Origin of the sequence: Streptomyces cylindrosporus, from assembly GCF_022698165.1 — a bacterium.
GTDB lineage: Bacteria > Actinomycetota > Actinomycetes > Streptomycetales > Streptomycetaceae > Streptomyces > Streptomyces cylindrosporus.
In genome coordinates this window covers 122,561-143,924 of sequence record NZ_JALDAY010000005.1, presented here as the reverse complement: position 1 = coordinate 143,924, position 21,364 = coordinate 122,561, and the positions used below count along the sequence as shown (strand labels likewise).

Below are 21,364 nucleotides of genomic sequence, written 5' to 3'. Positions count from 1 at the left end.
CGCCCGGTGATTGCCGGGCGCCCTCTCTTTTCCGTGCCTACTGATCGTCGTTCGGGTTCAGCGGGTCGTCGATGCCGCCCGTCGGTGTCTGCGTCGGCGTCTGGGTGGGTGTCTGCGTCGGCGTCTGGGTCGGGGTCTGGGTGGGTGTCTGCGTAGGCGTCTGGGTGGGGGTCTGGGTGGGGGTCTGGGTGGGGGTCTGCGACGGGGACTGCGTCGCGCTCTGGCTCGGCGTCTGGGACGGGGTGTAGGACGGCTGGACCGCCGCGCCCTGCGTGGTGTCCAGGTCGAACTTCACGCCCGTCGCGGAGACCCCGAAGGTGTACGCCGCCCAGATCTGCGCCGGGAAGCCACCACCGTTGACGCGCGGGAAGCCGCCCGCCTTGTACATCGAGACCTGCGCGCCGTTCTTCTTGGACTCGCCGAACAGGCCCACCGAGGTGACCAGGTCGGGCGTGTAGCCGGTGAACCAGGCCGAGCGGTTCTCGTCGGACGTACCCGTCTTGCCGGCGACCTTGCGGCCGTCACGGTTGGAGTTGTCCGCCACCGACACCTTGGCCGTACCGTCGTCGACCACGCCCGTCAGCACCGAGGTGACCGAGTCGGCGGCCTCGCGGCTGATGACCTGGTCGCCGATCGGGTTCGGCAGGTTCACCTGGTGCTGGCTGCTCTCCACCGACTTGATGATCGTCGGCGTGACCTTCTTGCCGTGGTTGTCGAGGGTCGCGTACACGCCGGCCATCTGCCACGGGCTCGCGCCCATCGTGCCGAGGGTCTGCGCCGGTACGGACTTCAGGTCGGCGGTGTCCATGCCGAGCTGGCTGGCCACCTTGAGCACCTTGTCCATGCCGACGTCCACGCCCATCTGTGCGAAGACGGAGTTGACGGACTTGTTCATCGCCGTCTGGACGGTGATGTTGCCGTAGTTCTGGTCGTCCTCGTTCTCCGGGGCGAAGCCGACCTTGGTGCCGTTGTCGACGACCTGGCGCTTGCTCGTGCCGTCGTACATCGTGTTCGCGGTGATCGGCTTGCCGGTCTGCGTCTGGGCGTCCTCGTCCAGGGCCGCGGCGAGGATCACCGGCTTGAACGTCGAGGCCGGCTGGTAGTCCGTGCGGGTCGCGTTGGAGCGGTAGTGCTTGTAGTAGTCCTGGCCGCCGTAGAGCGCGACGACCGCGCCCGTCTTCGGGTTCACCGAGACCGCGCCGGCCTGCACGTCCGCGTCGACCGAGCGCTTCTTCGGGTCGAGCTTGCTGGTCAGCTGGGACTTGGCGGCCGCCTCCAGCGCCTTCTGCTTCTTCTTGTCGATGTTCAGCGTGATGGTCCAGCCACCCGCCTTGACCATCGTCAGCGCGTCGTTGAGGTTGTCCGCGGTGCCCTGTGCGACCAGCTGCTTGGCCAGCTGGTTGTTGGCGGCGTCCACCAGGTAGCCGGTCTGGCCGCCCATGCCGGGCGCGGCCTTCGGGGCCTGGGGGACCGGGAACTTCATCTCCGCGCGCTTGGTCTTGTCCAGCCAGCCCTCCTCGACCATGTTGTCGAGGACGTAGTTCCAGCGGGCCTTGACCAGTGCCTTGCCGGTGTCGGACGCGACCGCCCAGTCGTACTGGCTCGGCGCCTGGAGCAGCGCGGCGAGGTAGGCGCCCTGCTGGACGGAGAGCTCGTCGGCGTCCTTGCGGTAGTAGGCCTGCGCGGCGGCCTGGATGCCGTAGGCGCCACGGCCGTAGTAGCTGGTGTTGATGTAGCCCGCGAGGATGTAGTCCTTGGACTTGGTGCGGTCCAGCTTCAGCGAGATGACCAGTTCCTTCAGCTTGCGCGTGACGGTCTGGTTCTGGGTCAGGTAGAAGTTCTTGACGTACTGCTGGGTGATCGTCGAACCACCCTGGGCGCCCTTGCCGGAGAGCGTGTTGAACAGGCCGCGCGCGGTGCCCTTGAGGTCGACGCCGGCGTCCTTGTAGAAGGTCTTGTTCTCGGCGGCGACGAAGGTCAGCTGGACCTTCTTGGGGACCTTCGCGAGGTCGACGATCTCGCGGTTGCGCTCACCGTCGCGGGTCATCAGGGAGCCGTCGCTGTACTTGTAGACGTTGCTTTGCAGCGTCGCGTCGGCATTGCCCTTGGGAATGTCGATCATCATGTACAGCGCGATGAAGGCGCCCATGCCGAGCAGGCACACGCCGAAGAAGCCGCCGACGATCTTCTTCCAGGTGAACATCCGGCGTATGAAGCTCCGGCCGTCCTTGCCCTTGCCCCGGCCGGCCTTGCCGCGGCCCTTGCCCTGGGCCGCCCGTCGGGCCGCCGCCCGGCCGCCTATGACGGTGGGTTCCGCCTCGGCGGGGCCCGGCTGGGGCGCCGTCGCCACGGACGAGCGCGCAGGGGGCGCCGCGCGGCGGCCACCACGCTGTCGCGCTCGTCTATCGTCCGCTCGTCCCATTGGTCCGATCCGCTCCGCTTCGTTCATGTGTGCTCATGAGTCACACAGGTTCGCCGCTCAGGTCAGCTCAGAAAGCTAACACCGGGAGATGTGGCAAAGGTCCGTCGTTCCGGCCTTTTGCGGACGTGACAATCAGCACCTGCCACCAAAGGAACCGACGAGCGGGAGGGGTTGAGGGTTGCCCGCGTGGGGTAAAGTGATATCACTTAGCTAGACCGGAGATACGGGGGAACATCATGTCCGCACACGACACCGCGCCCGCCGCCGACGTACCGGAGATGCCGGCGCCGCACGTCCGCGAGTTCACCGCGCACAGCATCGGCGGCGCGCTCGCGCTGCTGCTCGGGCTGCTCGGCCTGCTGGTCGCCGTGATCCTCTTCGCGGCCTCCTCCGCGAGCCCCGGCTTCGCCGTCGGCGGGGTCCTCGTCCTCATCGCCGCGCTGATCTCGCTGCGCGGCCTGAACACCGTCGCACCGGGCGAGGCGCGGGTCGTCCAGCTCTTCGGGCGCTATCGGGGGACGATCCGGCAGGACGGCCTGCGCTGGGTGAACCCGTTCACCTCGCGCACGAAGATTTCCACCCGCGTACGCAACCACGAAACGGCAGTCCTCAAGGTCAACGACGCCTACGGCAATCCGATCGAACTGGCCGCGGTGGTGGTCTGGAAGGTGGCGGACACCGCGCAGGCCACCTTCGAGGTGGACAACTACCTGGAGTTCGTCTCCACCCAGACCGAGGCGGCCGTGCGGCACATCGCCATCGAGTACCCGTACGACGCCCACGACGAGGGCGGCCTCTCGCTGCGCGGGAACGCGGAGGAGATCACCGAGAAGCTCGCCGCCGAGCTGCACGCGCGCGTGGAGGCGGCCGGGGTGCAGATCATCGAGTCGCGGTTCACGCACCTCGCGTACGCTCCGGAGATCGCCTCGGCGATGCTCCAGCGGCAGCAGGCCGGGGCGGTCGTCGCGGCGCGACGGCAGATCGTGGACGGGGCGGTGGGCATGGTCGAGGCGGCGCTCGCGCGGATCACCGAGCGGGACATCGTGGAGATGGACGAGGAGCGCAAGGCGGCGATGGTGTCCAACCTGATGGTGGTCCTGTGCGGCGACCGCGCCCCGCAGCCGGTGCTCAACACGGGGACGCTCTACCAGTGACGGCTCCTTCCGGGGGCTCCTCCCCCCAGCGTCGGCCGCAGCAGCGCAAGCAGGTGCTGCTGCGGCTGGACCCGTCGGTGTACGAGGCGCTGGCGCGCTGGGCCGGGGACGAGCTGCGGTCGGCCAACGCGCAGATCGAGTTCCTGCTGCGGCGGGCCCTGAAGGAGGCCGGGAGGCTGCCCGGCGAGGCCGGACCGATGCCGCGGAGGGGCCGGCCGCCCGCGCCACCGCAGTAGCAGAACCGTGACAATCGGCCCCGACCTGCGCACTCCCACACCCCGCCATGATCTACACACTCCGCGTATACACGAGGGGTATACACCCCATGTAGAGTCCTCGGCATGTCCATCGGTCACACCCTTCTAGGACTCCTGGAGTCCGGGCCGCGCCACGGTTACGACCTGAAGCGGGCCTTCGACGAGAAGTTCGGTCACGACCGGCCGCTGCACTACGGCCAGGTCTACTCGACGATGTCCCGGCTGCTGAAGAACGGTCTCGTCGAGGTCGACGGCATCGAGGCCGGCGGCGGGCCCGAGCGGAAGCGGTACGCCATCACCGACGCCGGGATCACCGACGTCGAGCGGTGGCTCGCGACGCCGGAGGCACCGGAGCCGTATCTCCAGTCGACGCTCTACACCAAGATCGTCCTCGCGCTGCTGACGCACCGCGACGCCGCCGACATCCTCGACACGCAGCGTGCCGAGCACCTGCGGATGATGCGGATCCTGACCGACCGGAAGCGGAAGGGCGATCTCGCGGATCAGCTCATCTGCGACCACGCCCTGTTCCATCTCGAGGCCGACCTGCGCTGGCTGGAGCTCACCGCCGCGCGCCTCGACAAACTCGCCGAGGCGGTGGCCAAGTGACTCCTGCCGGTTCCCTGCTCGTCGCGGACGCGCTGCACAAGTCGTACGGGCCGACCACCGCGCTGGACGGTGCCGAGTTCTCCATCCACCCCGGTGAGGTCGTCGCCGTGATGGGCCCCTCGGGGTCCGGCAAGTCGACGCTGCTGCACTGCCTCGCCGGGATCGTGACGCCCGACTCGGGGTCGATCCTCTACAACGGGCGCGAGATGGCGACCATGAGCGACGCCGAGCGCAGTCAGCTGCGGCGCTCCGAGTTCGGGTTCGTCTTCCAGTTCGGGCAGCTCGTACCCGAGTTGACCTGCGTGGAGAACGTCGCCCTGCCGCTGCGGCTGAACGGCACCTCCCGCAAGGCGGCCGAGAAGGCGGCGCTGACCTGGATGGAGCGCCTCGAGGTCGACGACCTCGGAAAGAAGCGGCCCGGTGAGGTGTCCGGCGGTCAGGGACAGCGGGTCGCCGTGGCGCGGGCGCTGGTCACCGATCCGCGGGTGCTGTTCGCCGACGAGCCGACCGGCGCGCTCGACTCCCTCAACGGTGAGCGCGTGATGGAGCTGCTCACGGACGCCGCCCGCACCACCAACGCGGCCGTCGTGCTCGTCACGCACGAGGCCCGGGTGGCCGCCTACTCGGACCGCGAGATCGTCGTACGGGACGGGAAGTCCCGGGACATGGAGCGGGTCGTATGAAGTCTCGTCAGTGGGTCAGGGATCTGGCCATGGGGGTGCGGTTCGCCTTCGCGGGCGGGCGAGAGGGCTGGACCCGGGCGTTGCTGACGGCCGTGGGCGTCGGGCTGGGGGTGGCGCTGCTGCTGATCACCACGGCGATCCCGAACGCGCTGTCCGCCCGGGACAAGCGCAGCAGCGACCGGGACGACTTCACGTACAGCGCGAAGCGGCTGCCGAAGGCCGACGACACGCTGCTCATCGCCAACGCGGACACGACCTTCCGCTCCAAGGACATCCGCGGCCGGCTCGTGGAGCCCGAGGGCGTGAAGGCGCCGCTGCCGCCGGGCGTGGCGAAGTTCCCGGCGAAGGGCGAGATGGTCGCCTCGCCCGCGCTGAAGAAGCTGCTGGAGTCGGACTCGGGCAAGCTGCTGCGTGAGCGCTACCCGTACCGGATCGTCGCCACCATCGACAAGCCCGGCCTGATCGGCCCCGCCGAACTCGCCTTCTACGCGGGCACCACCGGCCTGGAGAACCACCTCTCCAACGGCTACGTCGAGCGCATCGACTACTTCGGGCCCTCCCCCAACCACACACCGGACAAGCTGGACCCGGTCCTGATCCTGCTCATCATGATCATCTTCGTGGTGCTGCTGCTGCCGGTCGGCGTCTTCATCGCGGCCGCGGTGCGCTTCGGCGGCGAGCGCCGGGACCGCCGGCTCGCGGCACTCAGGCTGGTCGGCGCGGACGGCCGGATGGCCCGCCGGATCGCCGGCGGTGAGGCCCTCGCGGGGGCACTGCTCGGGCTGGTGCTCGGCACCCTCTTCTTCCTGGCGGCCCGGCAGTCCGCGAGCGTCCTGGTGGTACGGAACGTCAGCGTCTTCCCCAGCGACCTCAACCCCTCCCCCGCGCTCGTCGCGCTGGTCGCCGTCGCCGTGCCCGCCGCGGCCGTCCTCGTCACGCTGTTCGCGCTGCGCGGGGTCGTCATCGAACCGCTCGGCGTGGTCCGTACGGCGAAGCCGCCGCGCCGCCGGCTGTGGTGGCGGCTGCTGCTGCCGCTGGGCGGTCTCGCGCTGCTGTACCCGATGATGGGCCAGGGCAACGACAACGGCAGCTTCAACGAGTGGATGGTGATCGGCGGCACCGTGCTGCTGCTGATCGGCGTCACCGCCCTGCTGCCCTGGGTGGTCGAGGCCGTCGTGGCCCGGCTGAACTCCGGCTCGGTCTCCTGGCAACTGGCCGTGCGCAGGCTCCAGTTGAGCAGCGGTACGGCGGCCCGGATGGTCAACGGCATCGCGGTCGCGGTGGCCGGGGCGATCGCGCTGCAGATGCTGTTCGCCGGGGTCGAGCACGACTACACGAAGAGCACGGACAACGACCTGAACCGGGCCCAGATGCAGGTCTCCCTGCGCAGTGACGTCCCCCTGGCCGAGGTGGGCGGCGCGCTGTCCGGGACCAAGGGCGTGCGCCACGCGTCGGCGCTCTCGCTCGGCTCGGTCGGGGAGAAGGCGAAGAACCCGGACAACTCGCTGGAGGTCGCCGTCGGCAGCTGCGCCGAACTGCGCGAGGTCGCGCGCCTCGCGTCCTGCCGGGACGGTGACGTCTTCCGCATCACCGGCGGCGAGTACGGCGACAAGGCCAAGGAGTTCACCACGCCGGGCCGGACGGTGTACTTCGACCCCCGCTACGACGACCAGCCGAGCCACACGGCCTCCTGGAAGGTGACCCCCGGCGTCCTGACCGCCGAGGGGCGCGAGGACCCCACCGGCTACGAGCGCGGCGGACTGCTGTTCACGCCGGGCGCGCTGCCCGCGTCCGCGCAGGCCGGTCTGAGCCCCATGGTGTACGTGTCGCTGAACCAGTCCGTGCCGGACGCCCGTGACTACGTGCGCAACACCGCGGCCCGGCTGGATCCGCTGTCGGAGACCTTCGACCTGGCCTCCAGTGAAACCTCGCTGCAGTTCAAGCCCATCCGCAACGGCCTGTTCGTCGGCGCCACCTGTGTCCTCGTGCTGATCGGCGCGAGCCTGCTGGTCTCCCAGCTGGAGCAGCTGCGCGAGCGCAAGAAGCTGCTCTCGTCGCTGGTCGCCTTCGGCACCCGGCGCCGCACGCTGAGCCTGTCCGTGCTGTGGCAGACGGCGATCCCGATCGCCCTGGGTCTGCTGCTGGCGTCGGTCGTCGGGCTGACGCTGGGCGCGGTGCTGCTGCGGATGACCGGTGAATCGGTGACGATCGACTGGGCGAGCGTGCTGTCGATGACGGGCATCGGGGCCGGGGTCGTCCTCGCGGTGACCCTGCTCAGCCTGCCGCCGCTGCTGCGGCTGATGCGCCCGGACGGCCTGCGCACCGAGTAGCCGCCGCACGAGCCGTGTCCAGGCCCCTCCCCCGCTTCGGGGAGGGGCCTGACCCGTTCACAGGTTGTACTCCCGCACCACCCGCCGCACCTGGGCGAAGAGCATGCCCACGTTGACCGACTTACGGCAGACGACCACGGCGACGACGTCCTGCTGCTCGTTCATCCGCACGAACAGGTGAGTGAGGTTCTCGCTGTTGACGAGGATCTCCTGGAAGAAGTGGTTCTCGCTCTGGATGCCACGGCGCTCCTTGAAGACGTCCTCGATCATCACGACCGTACGGCCCTGGAACAGATCGAGGGTGGCGCCCGCCAGCAGGTCCAGGACCTCGGGCGGGTGGTTGTCGACCGTCTCGTACGACAGCAGCATGCCGGTGGACATGTCGACGACGCCCGAGGCCACACAGTCGGGGGCGTCGGTACGGAGGGACTTGACCAGGCCCATCACCTGGTCGGAGAAACCGGGGGTCATACGCTTCGTCGCCATCCCTTCAGACTCCTTCTGCTGTCTTGTTCATGAGGATCGAGCCGATGCGGTCGAGGGCGGGCTGGGTCGCCCGGTGCAGTCGGTCGACGTCCAGGCCCTCGTCACCGAGGACGACCATCAGGGCGGTGTCGCCGACCGCGTAGAAGGCCGCACAGCCGTGACTGCCGTACGTCACGGTCTGGCGCAGCGCGCCGCGGGCGGTCGCCTGGGCGGTACGGCGGGCGAGGCCCAGGCCTGCCGCGGCGAGCGCGGCGAGTCCCTCCGGGTCGATCGAGTCGGCGGTGTCGGCCGCGATGAGCAGTCCGTCGGCGGCCGCCACCGCGGTATCGGTGATGCCCGTCACCTGCTCCCGCAGGCCGCGCATCTCGTGCGTCAGGGCTTCGTGGTCCATGTATTCAACTCCCGCAATTTTCTTGGCACTTGTTCATCTCGGGGTTTCGGCGACCGGTGGGGTCGGGGTGATCGGCTCATCTCGGGGTTCCGTTCCGGAGGCGGAAGAAGCCGCCGGGCCTGCGGCGGGGCAGGTCGGCGGGTTCCGGTGGTTCGGGCGGGGGCGGGGCGGGTGGCGGCGGGGTGCGGTGCCGGATGCCCTCGGGCGGCATCCGGACCGGGACGGGTGCGGGCGGCGGGGCGCACTCCAGCAGCCCCTCGGCGAGCATCCGGCCGACCTCGACGGTGACCGTGTAGACGCCCCGGCCGGTGCGGAAGGCGAGGTCGCGGGCGCTGCGGCGGCCGTCGGCGTGGGCGAGCAGCTCGCGCCGCAGTTCGCCGAGCTCACCGTGCTCGCCGTCGGCGAAGTACCGGACGGGGAGGGGCCGTTCGCGGTCCGGGTGGACGGGGTGCGGCAGCGCGGCGAGGGCGGCGAGCTTGCGGGCCGCGTCCTCCAGGAGGCGGGCGGGCGGCTCGCCGACGGGGACCGGGGCGGGCGGTTCGAAGCGGGCGGCGCCGGGCTCGCAGCCGTCGACCCGGCCGGCGAGGATCGCGAACGCCGCGTCCTGCAGTGCCATCACGCACACGACCCGCAACTGGGCGGCTCCGGCGTACCCGTGGGCGATCAGCCCGGCGACCGGCCAGCGCGTCCCGCCCGACTCCCGCACCAGCGCGGCCCACTGCTCGCCGGTTACCCGGCCGGAGCGCAGCAGCAGCGCTTCCGCGCCCGGGGCGCCGGGCGACTCCACGGCGACGACGAGGCCGCCGCGGAAGTGGAAGGTGCCGCCGGGCGAGCCGGACACGCGCAGCTCTCCCGTGAGGCCCTCGCGGCCGCAGGAGTCCAGGGACCGCGCCAGCAGCTCGTAGCCCGACATCACGCCCCTCGCCCGCCGCAGCCGAGTCGCACATACGCCTGACGCGTAGCGCTGAGGGGTGAAGGTCTATCAGTCTGGGGGCATATTCCGGCCGGGGATTTCCGACCTGTCTTCAGGTGACGGAAGTTGCCCGGGGGTTCCTTCCAATTCGCTTTGTTCGGCGCTCATTTGATCGATTGAACGACGGGTTGAGGCAGGGTCGTCCGGCGTGACGGCCGCACCGAGTCGGCGTTCCTCGTCGTAGGCCCGTAGGTAGCCGACCACCGTGTTCGACACCGCCACCAGGGGTACGGCGACCACCGCGCCGCCGATTCCCGCCACCATGCCGCCCGCCGCCACCGACAGGACCACCGCGAGGGGGTGGACGCGGACCGCTCGGCCGAGGATGAAGGGCTGGAGGATGTGGCCCTCGATCTGCTGGACCAGCAGGACCACGGCCAGGGTCATCACCGCGGTGAAGACTCCCTGGGTCACCAGGGCCACGACCACCGCGAGGGCGCCGGAGGCCACCGCGCCGACCAGCGGGATGAAGGAGAACAGGAAGATGAAGACGGCCAGCGGGACGGCCATCGGGACGTCCAGGAAGTAGATGCCCAGGCCGATGAAGATGGCGTCGATCAGGGCCACTATCACCGTGCCGCGGACATAGGCGGTGAGGGTGCGCCAGGCGCGGGGGCCGGCGCCGGCGACGCCGGGGCGGGCGGCGGCGGGGACCAGCTTCAGGGTCCACTGCCAGATGCGCTCGCCGTCGTAGAGCAGGAAGAGGGTGGAGAAGAAGGTCAGCAGGATGCCGGTGAGGGCCTCCACGACCACCTGGACGCCTTCCAGGCCCGCCGAGGTGATCTGGTCCGTGTTGGCGCCGACCGCGTCCCGCAGGTTCTTGGCGATCTGGTTGATCTGCTTGTCGGTGACGTGGAAGGGGCTCTTCAGGAGCCAGTCGCGCAGGTCGTCGATGCCGTTCTGGATCTGGTCGGAGAGCGTGTCGATGTTCTCCATGACCTGCCAGGTCACGAACCAGCCGATCAGGCCGAGTACGACGAAGCCGAGGATCGCGGTGAGCGCGGTCGCGGGGCCGCGCGGGACGCCGTAACCCTTGAGGCGGGCCACCGTCGGCTGGAGCAGGGCGGTGATGAGCAGGGCGACCACGAAGGCGAAGACGACGAGCTGGACGCTGCTGATGACCCGCATCAGGACCCAGACGGTCCCGGCGAGCACGAGGAGGCGCCAGCCGGCCTCGGCGGCGACGCGCACGCCCCAGGGGACCGCCTGGCCGGGGTCGGGGCGGGGCAGGGCGGGGGCCGGGGCGCGGGGCGCCTCTTCGGCGATGGGGGCCTGGTCCTCGGGCGGCGGGGGCGGGGCGGTGCGGCGGGGTCTGCGGGGCGGTGGGCCGACCTCGGACTCCTCCCGCGCCACCTCGGCGCGGCGCTCGTCCAACCGCTCACTCACCTCGGTCAGCCCGGCACCGAGCCGGCCGAGCCACCCTGGCACTCGCGACATGATCCGTCCTCTTCCCCCGCGTCCCCGGGTGCTGGCCACCACTCCCTCCCCCAGGAGCCGTCCGCGTCCGACCGTACAGGGCAGCAGCCCCTCCCCCTAGGACGGGGAGGGGCTGCTGAAGGTTGAGAGGGCCCGCCGGACGCGCCCCGAAGGGGCGCGGGGAACTGCGCGAGCAACCACATCCGGCCCGCACGTGCTGTCGGCCGAACGCAGCGGAGCGTCTAGTACCAGTGGTTGGCCGACCAGAACGACCAGGCCTCGCACGGGCTGCCGTAGCGGCTGTTCATGTAGTTGAGGCCCCACTTGATCTGCGTGGCCGGGTTCGTCTGCCAGTCGGAGCCGGCGGACGAGTACTTGCTGGCGGGAAGGGCCTGGAAGAGGCCGTAGGCGCCGGAGGAGGCGTTGACCGCGTGGTAGTTCCAGCTGGACTCGTGGTCCACGATGTTGCTGAAGCACTGGAACTGGCCGCTCGGGACCATCTGCCGGGCCATCGACTGGATCTCGGCGACGGAGTACGAGCTCTGGACCGGGAAGTCCGCGGAGCTGCGGCTCGCGGCGGCCTTTGCCTCGGCGCGCTCCTTGGCCTCCTTGGCCGCCTTCTCGGCCGCGGCCTTCTTGGCGACCGCGGTGTCGGCGGCGGCCTTGCGGGCTGCTGCCTCGGCGTCCTTCTTGGCGCTCGCGTCAGCCTGGATGGCCTGAGCGTCGGCCTGCTGCGTCAGGGACGCGGTCTGCACCTGGGCCTGCTGGCCCGTGGGTATGTCCGCGAGCAGCGTGGTGTCGGCTGCCGTCGCCTCGGCGTCGTTGTTCTGCGCGACGCTGCCCGAGGCAACTCCGACGACGCTTCCGACGGCGGTGACCGCGGTGGCCGAGGCCACTGCGAATCCCCGGACCGAAATCCGGCTCACACGGTTTCCTTCCAGCATCGCCCGCTTCGGTGACCCTGGCGGACGCAATCGTGCCCCTGACGCTGGCCTCCCAACTACGGGGTCACGGGAGACACGGGCCCGGTGGGCAACTCCCTTGCGGGAAGCGCCGCGTGGTACTCGGGCGGCATACGACGACGCTATGGAGTTAGCGGTGGTGCTGCTGTTGTTCCGTACCGCTGGGGGTACAGGTGTGTCGTATGCGGGGCCTGACAGGAGTGAGACTCTGCCGCACACGGACGCCAGGTGGCAATTCTGAGTTGCGTGTGAAAGCTCACATCCCGTTTGACCCAGGGGATTTCGGCAAACCGCACCACGCGAAAGCGCCGCCCCACTAGGCTCTAGGCCTTTGCGGGACGGCGCCAACTCCTGCCGAATCGGGCAGTTTTGGTCAGATCTGACCGTCCTCGAGCATTTCGGTCACCAGGGCCGCGATCTGCGAGCGCTCGGACCTCGTCAGCGTGACGTGCGCGAAGAGCGGATGCCCCTTCAGCTTCTCCACGACGGCGACCACACCGTCGTAGCGACCGACGCGCAGATTGTCCCGCTGGGCCACGTCATGGGTCAGAACGACCCGCGAATTCGCGCCGATCCGGGACAGAACGGTCAGCAGTACGTTCCGTTCCAGCGACTGCGCCTCGTCCACGATCACGAACGCGTCGTGCAGCGAGCGTCCGCGGATGTGGGTGAGCGGAAGGACTTCGAGCATCCCGCGCGCGGTGACCTCTTCGATGACCTCGCGGCTGGTGACCGCGGACAGCGTGTCGAAGACCGCCTGCGCCCAGGGGCTCATCTTCTCGGCCTCGGAGCCGGGCAGATAGCCGAGCTCCTGCCCGCCCACCGCGTAGAGCGGACGGAAGACCATCACCTTCTGGTGCTGGCGGCGCTCCAGGACCGCCTCCAGACCCGCGCACAGCGCGAGCGCCGACTTGCCGGTGCCGGCCCGGCCGCCCATCGACACGATCCCGACGTCCGGGTCGAGGAGCAGATCGAGCGCGATCCGCTGCTCGGCGCTGCGGCCCTTGATGCCGAAGGCCTCACGGTCGCCGCGCACCAGCCGGATGTTGCCCTCGGCCGTGACCCGGCCGAGCGCCTTGCCGCGCTCGGAGTGGATCGTCAGACCGGTGTGCACCGGCAGCTCGCTCGCCTCGGGGACGTACAGGTGCCCTTCCTCGAAGAGGATGTCCACCTGTTCGGCGCCCAGGGTGAGTTCGGACATCCCGGTCCAGCCGGAGGAGTCCGTGATGGCGAGTTCGGCGCGGTACTCCTCGGCGAGGAGACCGACGGAGGAGGCCTTGATCCGGAGCGGGAGGTCCTTCGACACGACGGTGACGTCGAACCCCTCGGCCTGCAGATTGCGGGCGACCGCGAGGATGCGGGAGTCGTTGTCCCCCAGGCGGTAGCCGGTCGGCAGAACGCTGGGGTCCGAGTGGTTGAGCTCGACACGGACGGTGCCGCCGAGTTCGCCGATCGGGATGGGGGCGTCGAGGCGACCGTGCCTGACCCGGAACTCGTCGAGCAGACGCAGGGCCTGCCGGGCGAAGTAGCCGAGCTCGGGATGGTGCCGTTTGGCCTCCAGCTCCGTGACCACGACGATGGGGAGCACGACCTCGTGCTCGTCGAAGCGGCTCAGGGCGTTCGGGTCGGCCAGCAGGACGCTGGTGTCGAGAACATAGGTGCGCCGGTCTGGCTTGTGGCGCTTTGTGCTGGTCACCACGGAAGGACGTACCCCCTCGGATGAGGTCGGGGAGCGACGGAGTGGAGCTGGGCCGGTCGACGGCCCGTTTGCACGGGCCGGGAACCGGCCCTCCGCCTTTTCGTCCGTGCTGTGACCGCACGATCGGGCTGGTGCAAAGGGCCTCCCGGGCGGACGGCCCCGTGCCGTCCGCTGAGATCCGACACCCGTGGTTCGGGCATCGACCTGTCTGGCTTATGCCCTCGAACATGCGGTGCCATGCCGACGCATATGACGGCGCCCTGGTGAACTCCTTGTTACATACGCCCCAAACGGGGTAGACGGGGGCCTCTGTACTCAGCCGCCGTAACGCCGGTGTCGCGCCGCGTAGTCGCGCAGGGCGCGCAGGAAGTCGACCTTGCGGAAGGCCGGCCAGAAGACCTCGCAGAAGTAGTACTCCGAGTGGGCCGTCTGCCACAGCATGAATCCGGACAGCCGCTGCTCGCCGCTGGTGCGGATGACCAGGTCCGGGTCGGGCTGGGCGCCGGTGTAGAGGTGGCGGCCGATGAGGTCGACGCTGACGGAGTCGGCGAGGTCCTCCATCGAGGTGCCCTTGTCCTGGGCGTCCAGGATCATCGAGCGCACGGCGTCGGCGATCTCCTGGCGGCCGCCGTAGCCGATGGCGACGTTGACCAGTATCCCGTCGACGGCCGCGGTGGACTCCTCGGCCTCCTTCAGGGCGGTCTGCATCTGCGAGGGCAGGAGGTCGGGGGTGCCGACGTGGTGCACGCGCCAGCGGCCGTCCGCGGCGAGGGTGCGCACGACGTCCTCGATGATGCCGAGCAGGGGGCCGAGCTCCTCCTGCGGGCGGTCGAAGTTGTCCGTCGACAGCAGCCACAGGGTGACGACCTCGACGTCCGTCTCGGTGCACCAGCCGAGGAACTCCTCGATCTTCTCGGCGCCGGCGCGGTGGCCGTGCACGGTGGTCGAACCCGCGGCCTTCGCCCAGCGTCGGTTGCCGTCCATGATGACGCCGATGTGCTTGGGCACCTGAGCGTGGTCCAGGTGGCCTTCCACCCGGCGTGCGTACAGCCTGACCAGCAGGCCGCGCAGCTTGTCGCGCAGGTTCACTTGAATGTCCGCCCCTCCGTCTGTCTGCGGTCCCCGTGCGGGGAGCGTACCGGGGTCGTCCCGGGCACAGAAAACGGGCCGGTCCGTGGGGGGGAGACGGACCGGCCCGAGGGGGGGGTTTCCACCATAACCCTTCGTAAGTGATGCTGCGTGCATCGGCGTGCCACAACTACTCTCCGGAACCGAACGGCGACGCGCCGGTGGCCGTCCGCGGGGCATTTCATGGCGGATCCTTGGCCGGATCACAGCGGATTCCCAGGGGAAACGGGCGGGATGCGGGGCGATCCGGAGGGTATGACGGTTCTGAGGCCTTGATTGGTGAGTTGTCCGCGGGTCCCCCGGGCGGGTGACGGGAGTGGCGAACGTCCGCTTGACGTCGCCGTGGGCCACGGACGCGTAAAAACGGCACCGCGCAGCCCCCTCCACTGCGCGGTGCCGCCGCGCAGCTTTGCTTACGCGAATTACCTTGGTCTGAACTTACGTGACGCAAGGGGCTGGAGGCGAATTCTGTGGATAACAATGTGGAAACCGTTGCGCGTGCGGGGTTGCGGCGCGCCTGAACCATCGAGGACATGATCTGTCCTCATTGGGTTCTACGGTCGGTCCATGACTGTGGGAATCACGTGGAGCGAGGCCAGTGCGCGGCGGATGGAACGGCAGTTCCTGGCCAATCCCGCCGCGAAGGACACCGGGGTCGCCGAAATCGTCGGCGCGATGCTCGGCGCGCATGCGCAGGTGCTGTCCGCGGCCGAGTTGTCGGTGGGCGTGCGGGCGGTCGGGGTGACACGGGCCGGGGTGCGGGACGCGCTCTGGGGCCGGCGCACTCTGGTGAAGACGCATGGACTGGTGAAGACGCACGGACCGCGCGGGACCGTACATCTGCTGCCGGCCGCCGAACTTCCGCTGTGGTGCGCCGTGTTGCCCGCCGTGCCGTCGGGGGCGAGCCCGTTCGCGGCGGGGGTCCGGGTGAGCGAGGAGCAGGCGCGGGAGATCGTGACGGCGATCGGCGAGGCGCTCGACGGTGTGTGCCTGACGGTCGACGAGTTGAGCGAGGAAGTCGTCGCCCGGGTCGGCTCCTGGGCCGGGGACCTGGTCATGCCCGCATTTCAGGGGATGTGGCCGCGGTGGCGGCAGGTGATGCACCGGGCGGGGCAGTCCGGGGCGCTGTGCTTCGGGCCGGATCGGGGGCGGAAGGTGACATACACGCGGCCACCGCGGTTCACGCCGATGCCGGCGGAGGAGGCCGTGCGGGAGCTTGTGCGGCGGTATCTGCGCGCTTACGGGCCGGCCACGCCACGCGGTTTCGCGAAGTGGCTGGCAGCGGGCGGGGGTTGGGCGACGGAGCTGTTCGGGCGGCTGGCCGGGGAGGGCCTGATCGAGGAGGTCGTGTTCGAGGGTGAGGCGGGTTGGTGGGTCGCCTCGGGGGACACGGAGTTCCCGAAGGAGGGTGCGAGCGGGGTGCGGCTGCTGCCCTACTTCGACGCGTACGGCATCGCCGCGCAGCCTCGGGAACTGCTGTTCCCTGGGGACGCGTACCGGCGGGCGCTGGCCCGGGGGCAGGCCGGGAACTATCCGGTGCTGCTGGTCGACGGGGTGGTGGCGGGTGTCTGGCACCAGCGCCGGCGGGGACGTCGTACGACGGTGACGGTGGAGGTGCTGGGGCGGCGGCTCGGGGCGCGGGAGGAGCGGGAGTTGGCGGCGCAGGTGGGGCGGGTCGGGGAAGTGCTGGAGGCTGAGGCGGAGTTGGTGGTGGGGACGGTGACCGCGGGGCCGCACGCCTGAGGGTCACTGGTGGGGCTTGCGGGCCTCGATCAGGTGGCGGGTGCTGTGTGCGACGAAGGGGCCCGTCCGTTGGATCTGTTCGTGCAGGGCGCGGAGTTGGGGCTCGTACGCCTCGGGGGTGAAGCCCGGGACCATCCAGATGACCTTGCGGAGGAAGTGGACGACCGCCGCGATGTCGTGGAACTCGATGCGGAGGCGTTCGGCGCGCAGGTCGACGATCTCCAGGCCGGCGGCCTCGGCGCCCGCCCGTTCGTGGTCGGGGTGGCGGGCGTTGCGGGCGGCCCCCGGCTGGGGTCCGAGGAAGTACTCGACGATCTCGACGGCGCTGGCGGGTCCGACGTGCTGGGCGAAGTACGTGCCGCCGGGTTGTAGGACGCGGGCGAGTTCCGGCCAGTGCGGGGTGACCGGGTGGCGGCTGCTGACCAGGTCGAAGGTGGCGTCCGCGAAGGGGAGCGGGGCGTCTTCGGGGGCGGCGACGACCACGGTGCCGCGGGGGCGGAGGAGGGTGGTTGCCTTGGTGACGTTCGGGGGCCAGCCCTCGGTGGCCGCGGTGAGGGTGGGGGTCTTGGGGGCGCGGGCGAGGGCGAAGTCGAGGACCTCGCCGCCGCCGGTCTGTACGTCCAGTGCGGCGGTGGCTTGCGCCAGGCGGTCGGCTAGGGAGACGGCGTAACCCCAGGACGGGCGCTCCTCCGTGGCGCGGCCCTCGAACCAGGAGAAGTCCCAGCCTTCGGTGGGGACGGCGGCGCCTTCGGCGACCAGGGATTCGAAGGTGCGCATCGGTGGGCCTCGCAGGGGGTGCGTCGTGGGTCGGGGTTGGGGCGGTACGGCGAACCCGCCGCCCACGGGGTTGGTGCGTCTTTGGGGGTGGGCCGGCGCGAATGCCATGTACGCGGCGGGTTGCGCCGTACCGCCCCAACCCGCTCCCGTGCGTGGGCGGCTGCCGGCCGGTGGGTCCTCCGCTTGCGGCTGCTGGCGGCCGGTGGGTTCTGCGCTTGCGGCTGTTGGCGGCCGGTGGTTCTCCATCCGTTACGGCACCAGGGGGCGGACCTCCTGTGCCGCGAAGCGTACGAAGGCCTCGGGGTCGGGTTCGTCGCCCGTCGGCTGGAGGATCACTCGGTCCGCGCCCGCCTCGACCAGTCGCTGGACGGCCTTGGCCACGGTGGCCGCGTCTCCGGCTACGCCCAGGTCGGGGACGTCCGCGAGGCCCTCGTCGGCCAGTTCGGCGCGCAGGCGGGTGGGGGCGTCGGGGCCGGTGGCGGTGAGGAGGTAGACGATGATCTCGTGCGGGTCGGTCCGGCCCGCCGACTTCCGTCCCTCGTCGATGAGTTGCCGGGCCTTGCGCACCCCGTCGGCCGTGGTGGCGGCCGTGAGGAGGGTGCCGTCGGCGGCCTCGCCGGAGAGGCGCAGGGAGCGTGGGCCCGTGGCGCCGGCCAGGACGGGGACGGGGTGCCGGCTGGAGGGGGGCCAGTCGAGGGCTACGCCGTCGAGACGGACGTAACGGCCGTCGGTGATCGTGAGGTGCTCGCCGCGCAGCAGGGCCCGGAGGGCTTGCAGGTGTTCCCGGAGGAGGGTGAGGGGGGATTCGACGCGGGCGCCCACCTGGCCCATCCAGCTCTGTACGCCGTGTCCGACGGCGATCACCGGGCGGCCCGGGAACATGCGGTGCAGCGCGGCCGTCTCCATCGCGGTGATGGCGACGTTGCGCAGGGGGACGGGGAGCAGGCCCACGCCGATGCGTACCCGTTCGGTCCAGGCCAGGGCTGCCGCGGCGGTCGAGATGCCGCCCTCCCGGAAGCAGTCCTCCCAGAGCCAGAGTTCCTCGAGGCCGCTCTCGTCGGCGAGCCAGGCGACCTCGCGGAGGCGCTCGGGAGGGAGTTGGGGTCGGAACACGGCGCCGAGTCCAGTCATGGCCTTCTGTCTACCCGGGCCGTCGCGGCCGTACAACGTATTTACGTGGCTGCGGCGTGGGCGTGGCGCAGGAGTACGACGCCGTTGGAGAAGGTGTGGCTCTCGACGAGGTCGAGGGGGGCCGCGATGTCGGCCTCGGGGAAGAGGCGGGTGCCGTGGCCGACGAGTGCGGGGTGGACGTAGGTCCGGAACTCGTCGACGAGGCCGAGGCGGAGGAACTCGCCGGCCACCTCCGACCCGCCGAGCCCCAGGTCGCCGGTCGCCGCCTCCTTGAGCGCCCGGACCTCCTCGGGTACGACCTCCCGTACCACTGTCGTGTTCCAGTCGGCCTTCTCCAGGGTGCGGGAGTAGACGACCTTGGGGATCTCCCGCCAGATCCCGGCGAATTCGACGGTGACGGGCGAGGCGTCGGGGTCGGCGTCGGCGGTGGGCCAGTAGGCGGCCATGGTCTCGTAGACGCGGCGGCCGCTGAGCAGGCCGCCGAGGCGACGGACGGTGTCGTTCATGTGCTGGTGGAGTTCCTCGTCGACCCGGTGCCAGCCGAGGTCGTGGCCGGGGGCCTCGATGTAGCCGTCCAGGGACACGGACATCATCAGGACGATCTTCGGCATCGGCGGCCTCGTTTCGGGCGGCTGTCCTTGTGGTCGACGGCGTTCACGGTACGCGTGCGGATACGTTCTGTTGAGGTGGCCGGCGGGCCGGTGTGGCGGATGCGGGAGGCGGGGACGGGATGGGGCGGAGATGGCGGGACGGGCGGGGGACGCTGGTCGTCCGGCCGGGCCGGGAGGATTCGGGTTCTGTTTCGGTGCCGCTGGAGATCGCCGCTTCCTACCGGGCCCGTACGAAGGGGCTGCTGGGGCGTGATGCGGTTGTCGGGGCGCTGCTGCTCTCCCCCGCCAACAGCGTGCACACCTTCCGTATGCGCATCCCCATCGACGTCGCCTACCTGGACCGCCACCTCAGGGTCATCGCCGTCCGGACGATGAAGCCGGGGCGGCTCGGGCTGCCTCGGCTTCGGGCCCGGCATGTGCTGGAGGCGGAGGCGGGGGCGATGGAGGGGTGGGGGTTGGGGGTGGGGGCGGAGGTGGAGGTGGGGGTGCGGGTCTAGGTCGCGGGGACGCCTTGATCAGTGGGTGCGCGGGCGTAGACGTTCTCCCTGGGGTCCGAACATGATCAGGTACTCGACCGGTCCGGCGGATCCGGCGTTTGCGAGTCCGTGGGGGGTACGAGTGTCGAACTCGACGACTTCCCCGGCCGTCAGGACGAGGTCCTGGTTGCCGAGTGCGAGCCACAGCCGCCCGTACAGGACGCACAGCCACTCGTAGCCGTCGTGGGCCACCTGTCGGGGCCGGCCGGGCGGCTCTGTGGCGGCGGGCAGGATGTGCTTGTGGGCGTGCAGGCCACCGACGTAAGGGGTCAGCGGCAGCACCGCCTTGTCGTCGCCGAAGCGGTACGGCGTCGTGCTGCGGGGCTCGGGGGCGGGGGTGGGTGCGGGTGCGGTGCCGGCCAGCTCGTCCAGGGTGACCGTGTATTCCTTCGCCAGCCGCAGGACCACCTCCAGGGTGGGCTTGCGCCGGCCGGTCTCGATCCGCGACAGCGTGCTGGACGAGATGGCGGTGGCGCGGCTGACATCGGCGAGGGTGACGCCGCGGCGCTCGCGCACGGCCCGCAGCCGCGGCCCCATCGCTGCCAGCGTCCGGGTCACGTCGTCATCTGTCACTGTGCCCGTTCCTTCCTCTCGTGCTAGTGCCGCTTCACCGCGCTGTCCTGCAAGCTTGCCAGGATGGCAACGCTGGTCGCGTCGAGTGGCCGCGGCGCCGCATGATCGACGGGTTCCCGCCGGCCGCCCGCGACCCGAGGAGAAGCCGCATGCGATCCGAGCCGACCTCCGCACTCCGCCACCGCGCCGTCCGGGCTCCGGCCGGGCGCCTCCACCTGGTCGAGCAGGGCACCGGCCCGCTGGTCCTGCTCGTGCACGGCTTCCCCGAGTCCTGGTACTCGTGGCGCCACCAGCTCCCGGCCCTCGCCGCGGCCGGCTACCGGGCGGTGGCGATCGACGTGCGCGGCTACGGCCGCTCCTCCAAGCCCGCGGAGACCGATGCCTACCGGATGCTGCACCTGGTGGAGGACAACGTCGCCCTCGTGCACGCCCTCGGCGAGGAGGACGCGGTGATCGTCGGCCACGACTGGGGCGCCAACATCGCCGCCGCCTCCGCGCTGCTCCACCCCGGAGTCTTTCGCGCCGTCGGCTTGCTGAGCGTCCCCTACGCACCGCCCGGCGGCCCCCGCCCCACCGACGTCTTCGGCCGGATCGGCGGCCCCGAGCAGGAGTTCTACGTCTCCTACTTCCAGGAGCCCGGCCGCGCCGAGGCGGAGATCGAGCCCGACGTCCGGAGCTGGCTCGCGGGCTTCTACGCGGCCCTGTCCGCCGACACCATGCCCGCCGAGGACGAGCCCGACCCGCACTTCGTCACCCGCGGCGGCCGGCTGCGTGACCGTTTCCCGGTCGGCCCGCTCCCGGCCTGGCTGAGCGAGGACGACCTCGACGTCTACGCCGGGGAGTTCGAGCGCACCGGTCTGACGGGCGCCCTCAACCGGTACCGCAACATGGACCGCGACTGGGAGGACCTCGCCCCGTACCGCGGCGCCCCGATCAAGCAGCCGTCCCTGTTCATCGGCGGCGCCCTGGACGCCTCCACCACCTGGATGTCCGACGCCATCGACGCCTACCCCACCACCCTTCCCGGCCTGTCGGCCTCCCACCTCCTGGAGGGCTGCGGCCACTGGATCCAGCAGGAACGCCCCCACGAGGTCAACAGCGTGCTGACCGACTGGCTCGCCGGGGCGCGGAGCTGATGACGTCTATGACGCCGATTCCGAGCCCCGTGTACGGATGCGACGCGACGGTTGCGGCCAGTGCTCCGTCGTCCAGCGGCCTGACGGTTCGGGCATTCACCGCGCATCCTCCGCGCTCGCGCCGTGGCAGCCGCACCGGCGCCCAACAACAGGCCGGTGCTGTACGGCAGCGGCACGTCCCGCAGTTGGCCGCAGGTGCCGTGCACGTCCTCATAACCCGGCCGCCGCGCGTATGCCATCCCTATCGACGTCCCCTACCTCGACCGCCACCTCAAGGTCATCGCCGTACGGCCGACGAAACCGGCACGGTAGGAGCCACCTCGGCTTCCAGGAGGCGCAGGACAGAC

The 21,364-nt window shown here is 70.6% G+C and carries 20 protein-coding genes; 8 read left to right on the top strand and 12 right to left on the bottom strand.

Annotation, left to right across the window (positions count from 1 at the left end):
• Positions 1-37: 37 nt before the first annotated feature.
• On the bottom strand, positions 38-2,422 hold the full coding sequence (locus MQP27_RS17010; RefSeq protein WP_242766524.1) for a transglycosylase domain-containing protein: 2,385 nt from the start codon (positions 2,420-2,422) through the stop codon (positions 38-40).
• 236 nt (positions 2,423-2,658) lie between these two features.
• Here MQP27_RS17010 and MQP27_RS17005 point away from each other — a divergent pair, with 236 nt between their 5' ends.
• The 5 genes from MQP27_RS17005 (at position 2,659) to MQP27_RS16985 (ending at position 7,455) form a co-directional block, all read left to right on the top strand.
• Complete coding sequence (locus tag MQP27_RS17005) at positions 2,659-3,576, top strand: SPFH domain-containing protein (RefSeq protein ID WP_242766026.1); 918 nt, start codon at positions 2,659-2,661, stop codon at positions 3,574-3,576.
• The gene (locus MQP27_RS17000; protein WP_242766025.1) at positions 3,573-3,812 is read left to right on the top strand and encodes a type II toxin-antitoxin system antitoxin; all 240 of its coding nucleotides are present in this window, start codon (positions 3,573-3,575) and stop codon (positions 3,810-3,812) included. Before MQP27_RS17005 ends, MQP27_RS17000 begins: the two co-directional genes overlap by 4 nt.
• 105 nt (positions 3,813-3,917) lie before the next feature.
• Positions 3,918-4,442 carry a PadR family transcriptional regulator gene (locus MQP27_RS16995; protein ID WP_242766024.1) on the top strand — a complete coding sequence of 175 codons (525 nt, stop codon included), beginning with the start codon at positions 3,918-3,920 and terminating at the stop codon, positions 4,440-4,442.
• Entirely contained in the window at positions 4,439-5,125 is a 687-nt protein-coding gene (locus tag MQP27_RS16990) for an ABC transporter ATP-binding protein (protein WP_242766023.1), read from the top strand. The genes MQP27_RS16995 and MQP27_RS16990 overlap by 4 nt, the downstream gene beginning before the upstream one ends.
• Positions 5,122-7,455, top strand: a complete 2,334-nt coding sequence (locus tag MQP27_RS16985) for an ABC transporter permease (RefSeq protein WP_242766022.1) — start codon at positions 5,122-5,124, stop codon at positions 7,453-7,455. The genes MQP27_RS16990 and MQP27_RS16985 overlap by 4 nt, the downstream gene beginning before the upstream one ends.
• 57 nt (positions 7,456-7,512) lie before the next feature.
• On the opposite strand, the gene MQP27_RS16980 is transcribed toward MQP27_RS16985, so the two are convergent.
• The 7 genes from MQP27_RS16980 to MQP27_RS16950 all read right to left on the bottom strand — a co-directional run bounded on the left by MQP27_RS16980 (position 7,513) and on the right by MQP27_RS16950 (position 14,471).
• The gene (locus tag MQP27_RS16980; RefSeq protein ID WP_242766021.1) at positions 7,513-7,941 is read right to left on the bottom strand and encodes a hypothetical protein; all 429 of its coding nucleotides are present in this window, start codon (positions 7,939-7,941) and stop codon (positions 7,513-7,515) included.
• Between the two features lie 4 nt (positions 7,942-7,945).
• Positions 7,946-8,332: a roadblock/LC7 domain-containing protein gene (locus MQP27_RS16975; protein ID WP_242766020.1), complete on the bottom strand. Its 387-nt coding sequence runs from the start codon at positions 8,330-8,332 to the stop codon at positions 7,946-7,948.
• A gap of 76 nt (positions 8,333-8,408) precedes the next feature.
• On the bottom strand, positions 8,409-9,245 hold the full coding sequence (locus MQP27_RS16970) for a MarR family transcriptional regulator (RefSeq protein WP_242766019.1): 837 nt from the start codon (positions 9,243-9,245) through the stop codon (positions 8,409-8,411).
• 69 nt (positions 9,246-9,314) lie between these two features.
• A complete protein-coding gene (locus MQP27_RS16965) occupies positions 9,315-10,742 on the bottom strand; it encodes an AI-2E family transporter (protein WP_242766018.1) in 1,428 nt (475 codons plus the stop codon).
• Between the two features lie 221 nt (positions 10,743-10,963).
• Positions 10,964-11,647, bottom strand: a complete 684-nt coding sequence (locus tag MQP27_RS16960; protein WP_242766017.1) for an aggregation-promoting factor C-terminal-like domain-containing protein — start codon at positions 11,645-11,647, stop codon at positions 10,964-10,966.
• 409 nt (positions 11,648-12,056) lie between these two features.
• Positions 12,057-13,382, bottom strand: a complete 1,326-nt coding sequence (phoH2, locus tag MQP27_RS16955) for an RNA 5'-3' helicase PhoH2 (protein ID WP_242766016.1) — start codon at positions 13,380-13,382, stop codon at positions 12,057-12,059.
• Between the two features lie 315 nt (positions 13,383-13,697).
• Positions 13,698-14,471: an isoprenyl transferase gene (locus MQP27_RS16950; RefSeq protein ID WP_242766015.1), complete on the bottom strand. Its 774-nt coding sequence runs from the start codon at positions 14,469-14,471 to the stop codon at positions 13,698-13,700.
• A 606-nt stretch (positions 14,472-15,077) separates the two neighbouring features.
• Here MQP27_RS16950 and MQP27_RS16945 point away from each other — a divergent pair.
• On the top strand, positions 15,078-16,253 hold the full coding sequence (locus MQP27_RS16945; RefSeq protein WP_242766014.1) for a winged helix DNA-binding domain-containing protein: 1,176 nt from the start codon (positions 15,078-15,080) through the stop codon (positions 16,251-16,253).
• A gap of 3 nt (positions 16,254-16,256) precedes the next feature.
• Here the strand turns inward: MQP27_RS16945 and MQP27_RS16940 are convergent, their stop codons facing one another.
• The 3 genes from MQP27_RS16940 to MQP27_RS16930 all read right to left on the bottom strand — a co-directional run bounded on the left by MQP27_RS16940 (position 16,257) and on the right by MQP27_RS16930 (position 18,772).
• Complete coding sequence (locus MQP27_RS16940) at positions 16,257-17,030, bottom strand: class I SAM-dependent methyltransferase (protein WP_242766013.1); 774 nt, start codon at positions 17,028-17,030, stop codon at positions 16,257-16,259.
• A 249-nt stretch (positions 17,031-17,279) separates the two neighbouring features.
• Positions 17,280-18,161 (bottom strand): LLM class flavin-dependent oxidoreductase, encoded by an 882-nt coding sequence (locus MQP27_RS16935; RefSeq protein WP_242766012.1) that lies wholly within the window; start codon positions 18,159-18,161, stop codon positions 17,280-17,282.
• 41 nt (positions 18,162-18,202) lie between these two features.
• Positions 18,203-18,772 carry a dihydrofolate reductase family protein gene (locus tag MQP27_RS16930; RefSeq protein ID WP_242766011.1) on the bottom strand — a complete coding sequence of 190 codons (570 nt, stop codon included), beginning with the start codon at positions 18,770-18,772 and terminating at the stop codon, positions 18,203-18,205.
• A gap of 119 nt (positions 18,773-18,891) precedes the next feature.
• Between MQP27_RS16930 and MQP27_RS16925 the strand changes: the two genes are divergently transcribed.
• Positions 18,892-19,269: a DUF192 domain-containing protein gene (locus tag MQP27_RS16925; protein WP_242766010.1), complete on the top strand. Its 378-nt coding sequence runs from the start codon at positions 18,892-18,894 to the stop codon at positions 19,267-19,269.
• A gap of 18 nt (positions 19,270-19,287) precedes the next feature.
• Here the strand turns inward: MQP27_RS16925 and MQP27_RS16920 are convergent, their stop codons facing one another.
• On the bottom strand, positions 19,288-19,881 hold the full coding sequence (locus MQP27_RS16920; RefSeq protein ID WP_242766009.1) for a helix-turn-helix domain-containing protein: 594 nt from the start codon (positions 19,879-19,881) through the stop codon (positions 19,288-19,290).
• Between the two features lie 149 nt (positions 19,882-20,030).
• On the opposite strand from MQP27_RS16920, the gene MQP27_RS16915 reads away from it, so the two are divergent.
• The gene (locus tag MQP27_RS16915) at positions 20,031-21,017 is read left to right on the top strand and encodes an alpha/beta fold hydrolase (RefSeq protein WP_242766008.1); all 987 of its coding nucleotides are present in this window, start codon (positions 20,031-20,033) and stop codon (positions 21,015-21,017) included.
• The last annotated feature ends 347 nt before the right edge of the window (positions 21,018-21,364 follow it).

Bases quoted from the DNA above. Each gene is read 5' to 3' on its own strand.
- MQP27_RS16980 (WP_242766021.1), bottom strand. From the start codon at position 7,941: ATGGCGACGAAGCGTATGACCCCCGGTTTCTCCGACCAGGTGATGGGC.
- MQP27_RS16925 (WP_242766010.1), top strand. From the start codon at position 18,892: ATGGGGCGGAGATGGCGGGACGGGCGGGGGACGCTGGTCGTCCGGCCG.
- MQP27_RS17005 (WP_242766026.1), top strand. From the start codon at position 2,659: ATGTCCGCACACGACACCGCGCCCGCCGCCGACGTACCGGAGATGCCG.
- MQP27_RS16935 (WP_242766012.1), bottom strand. From the start codon at position 18,161: ATGACTGGACTCGGCGCCGTGTTCCGACCCCAACTCCCTCCCGAGCGC.
- MQP27_RS16995 (WP_242766024.1), top strand. From the start codon at position 3,918: ATGTCCATCGGTCACACCCTTCTAGGACTCCTGGAGTCCGGGCCGCGC.
- MQP27_RS16930 (WP_242766011.1), bottom strand. From the start codon at position 18,772: ATGCCGAAGATCGTCCTGATGATGTCCGTGTCCCTGGACGGCTACATC.
- MQP27_RS17010 (WP_242766524.1), bottom strand. From the start codon at position 2,422: ATGGGACGAGCGGACGATAGACGAGCGCGACAGCGTGGTGGCCGCCGC.
- MQP27_RS16945 (WP_242766014.1), top strand. From the start codon at position 15,078: ATGACTGTGGGAATCACGTGGAGCGAGGCCAGTGCGCGGCGGATGGAA.
- MQP27_RS16985 (WP_242766022.1), top strand. From the start codon at position 5,122: ATGAAGTCTCGTCAGTGGGTCAGGGATCTGGCCATGGGGGTGCGGTTC.
- MQP27_RS16975 (WP_242766020.1), bottom strand. From the start codon at position 8,332: ATGGACCACGAAGCCCTGACGCACGAGATGCGCGGCCTGCGGGAGCAG.
- MQP27_RS16915 (WP_242766008.1), top strand. From the start codon at position 20,031: ATGCGATCCGAGCCGACCTCCGCACTCCGCCACCGCGCCGTCCGGGCT.
- MQP27_RS16940 (WP_242766013.1), bottom strand. From the start codon at position 17,030: ATGCGCACCTTCGAATCCCTGGTCGCCGAAGGCGCCGCCGTCCCCACC.
- MQP27_RS16965 (WP_242766018.1), bottom strand. From the start codon at position 10,742: ATGTCGCGAGTGCCAGGGTGGCTCGGCCGGCTCGGTGCCGGGCTGACC.
- MQP27_RS16970 (WP_242766019.1), bottom strand. From the start codon at position 9,245: ATGTCGGGCTACGAGCTGCTGGCGCGGTCCCTGGACTCCTGCGGCCGC.